This window comes from Polaromonas sp. P1_E1_2, from assembly GCF_056406035.1.
The window spans coordinates 1-2,566 of sequence record NZ_JBFUAZ010000608.1; the positions used below are offsets into that span (position 1 = coordinate 1).

A 2,566-nucleotide genomic window follows, 5' to 3' on the forward strand; every position below is an offset into this window, starting at 1 on the left:
GTTTCCTGCAGTGGTACCCGCCTGAAATTGCCTCTTGCGGCCGCGACTTTTACGGAATGATCGAAACCTTTYCGCTCAAGCGCGCCATTCCGATGATCTTCAAGGGCAGCGGCGACTGCACCAAGATCGACTGGACCTTTCTGGGTGGCTCGATTGCCAACTGGTCTTTCCTGTGTTTTGTGGGGATCGCGCTTGCGGGCTTGCTGCTGGTGACCCGCCTGGCGCGCAAAGCCTAGTTTTTCTCCTTCTGAAAAAACAATACGTTACCGGGCCTGAGCGCGTCAAGGAATATTGACGCCCGCAGAGTGGTAGGCTGCGGGCACTTGCAGCCTGGGCTGCCGTATTGATTCAGGGAGAATAAAAATGGCGATCCTGCTTGGCCCCATTGCGCAGTTTTTGGGCGTGCAACAAAGCCAGTGGGGTGTAAGCGTGCTCGCCGTGACCGACACTGCGGTTGCGCCCAGCCTGCAAAGCACCGCCACGGTACAGGTTTTCACGAAACTCGGCACGCTGCAAAGCGGCGCCACACTGTGGCGCGGTGGTTTGTCTGTCGCCTTTAAAGACGTGGCCCAACGAGCACGTTACAGCGTTGACGGGCAGGCCTTTGATTTTTACGTTCCGGCGGCGGGTGAGTCGCCGCGCATGGCGTATGTCTCGTGCAATGGGTTTTCAAGTCCGGGCCTGATGAAGCAGGTCAAGGACAAAAATGCGTTGTGGAAGCGGCTCTATGACCTGCACGCAGGGCGCGAACGTATCAACGGCCGCAGTTTCGGTCCCTACCACTTGCTGCTCCTGGGCGGCGACCAGGTGTATTCGGATGCCCTCTGGCAGGACACGCGTTGCCCCGACATCATGGCCTGGTCCGAACTGTCCCGGGACGCTCGCCGCAAAGCGCCCTGGACGGCTGCCCTGCAGACGCAGGTGACGGCTTTTTTTGAAGACCTGTACCTTACGCGCTGGGCCCASCCCGAAGTGGCGCAGGCGCTGGCGGGTTTGCCCAGCGTCATGATGTGGGACGACCACGATATCTTCGACGGCTGGGGGTCCTACCCTGCAGAAGACCACGACTGCCCGGTGTACCAGGGGGTTTTTGCCGTCGCCAAAAAATACTTCGCGCTGTTTCAGCGGCACAGCGTCCCTGGCACGCCGCCGCCGTGCACGCTGCCCGGCCAGCCTGCGTTCAGCGCGGGTTACCGCGTGGGCAGCCTTGGCGTGCTGGCGCTGGACATGCGCAGTGAACGCACGCCGGAACGCAAGAACGGCCGCAACCTGCAAAGCGCGCAGGTCATGAGTGAAGACAGCTGGAGTGCTGCTTACAAGTGGCTTGATGCCCAAACCGGCATGAAGCACCTGGTGCTGATGAGCAGCATCCCGGTGGTGCACCCCAGCTTTGAGCTGCTGGAAAAAATGCTGGGCGTGCTGCCCGGCCAGCAGGAGCTTGAAGACGATTTGCGCGACCACTGGACCTGCGCTGCGCATCGCGCCGAGCGGCTTCGCCTGGTGCACCGGCTGTTTAAATTCAGCAAGGACGCCTCGTGCCGCGTCAGCCTTGTCAGCGGCGACGTGCATGTGGCTGCGGTGGGCGTGCTGGAGTCGACGCGTGACCCGGTGGACACCAACGCCCAGGTGATCAACCAGCTCACCAGCAGCGGCATCGTRCACCCGGCGCCGCCTGCCATGGCGCGCTATTTTCTGGAACAGGCCTGCCAGCAGGTGGAAACCGTGGACCGAGGCATCACCGCCGCCATGTACGAATTTCCCACCACTTCGCGCCGCCTGATCGGTGCGCGTAATTTCATGACGATTGAGCCTGACGATGCGGGTAATCCGGCGCAACGCCTGTGGATCAACTGGTGGGTGGAAAACGAATCCGAGCCCAGCAGCAAGGTGATTCACCCGGTGGGGTAAGCGGCCCCGCTTAACCGAGCCACTTGGCCAGCCGGAGCCTGCTGGTTGCCGGTTCGGGCGTGATGGTGCCGCTCTCGGGACATGTTATTTTTCACCTGAAAAAGGGGATGGCGCCAGCCGCGCGCCATGACTAGACTGAATATCCAGTCGCCGGTTTTTACCGGAAGGTCAGCTCATCAACATTGCCGCGCTGCGGCACAAGGATGGTCCCCATGGCAGCAGGAAGGGTGTTATCGCGCTTTGGCTTTCCGGTCCTGGCGAGTGCCGGCGCCGCTGCCAGCGCCTATTACCTGGCAAACCAGCCGGTGGTGCCGGTCAAGTTCTCGACGTGGAGAAACACGACGGATCCAAAACAGGCAGAACACATGACCGTCAAATACGGACGGGGTTCGTGGGGCCATTACGAAGATTTCCGGATGGGCAGCGGCCCACCCCGTACGGATTTGCCAAAGTTTGGCGCCGTGAACAAGCTGACGGGCATAGATGAGTCCAAGCCTTACTCGAACCTGGCCTATGGCAGCCATACACCGACGGAGCACAGGGACCGCTTCCTGGCGCGTCCGGCCCTGGCAAGCGATGTCAAGAAGGGGCGGGAATACCGCTATGACTCCAAGGAGGCGATGCGCGCAAAGGTGTCGGTGTTCGAGCTCTGGAAGCT

At 61.2% G+C, this 2,566-nt stretch carries 3 protein-coding genes; all 3 read left to right on the top strand.

Annotated features, from left to right (window positions below; genetic code table 11):
- Positions 1–236, top strand: a 236-nt coding sequence (locus AC1D1P_RS20645; protein WP_477674246.1) for a disulfide bond formation protein B, incomplete at its 5' end; no start/stop codon positions are given.
- Between the two features lie 127 nt (positions 237–363).
- A complete protein-coding gene (locus AC1D1P_RS20650; RefSeq protein WP_477674247.1) occupies positions 364–1,908 on the top strand; it encodes an alkaline phosphatase D family protein in 1,545 nt (514 codons plus the stop codon).
- A 212-nt stretch (positions 1,909–2,120) separates the two neighbouring features.
- On the top strand, positions 2,121–2,566 hold a 446-nt coding region (locus AC1D1P_RS20655; RefSeq protein ID WP_477674248.1), incomplete at its 3' end, for a hypothetical protein.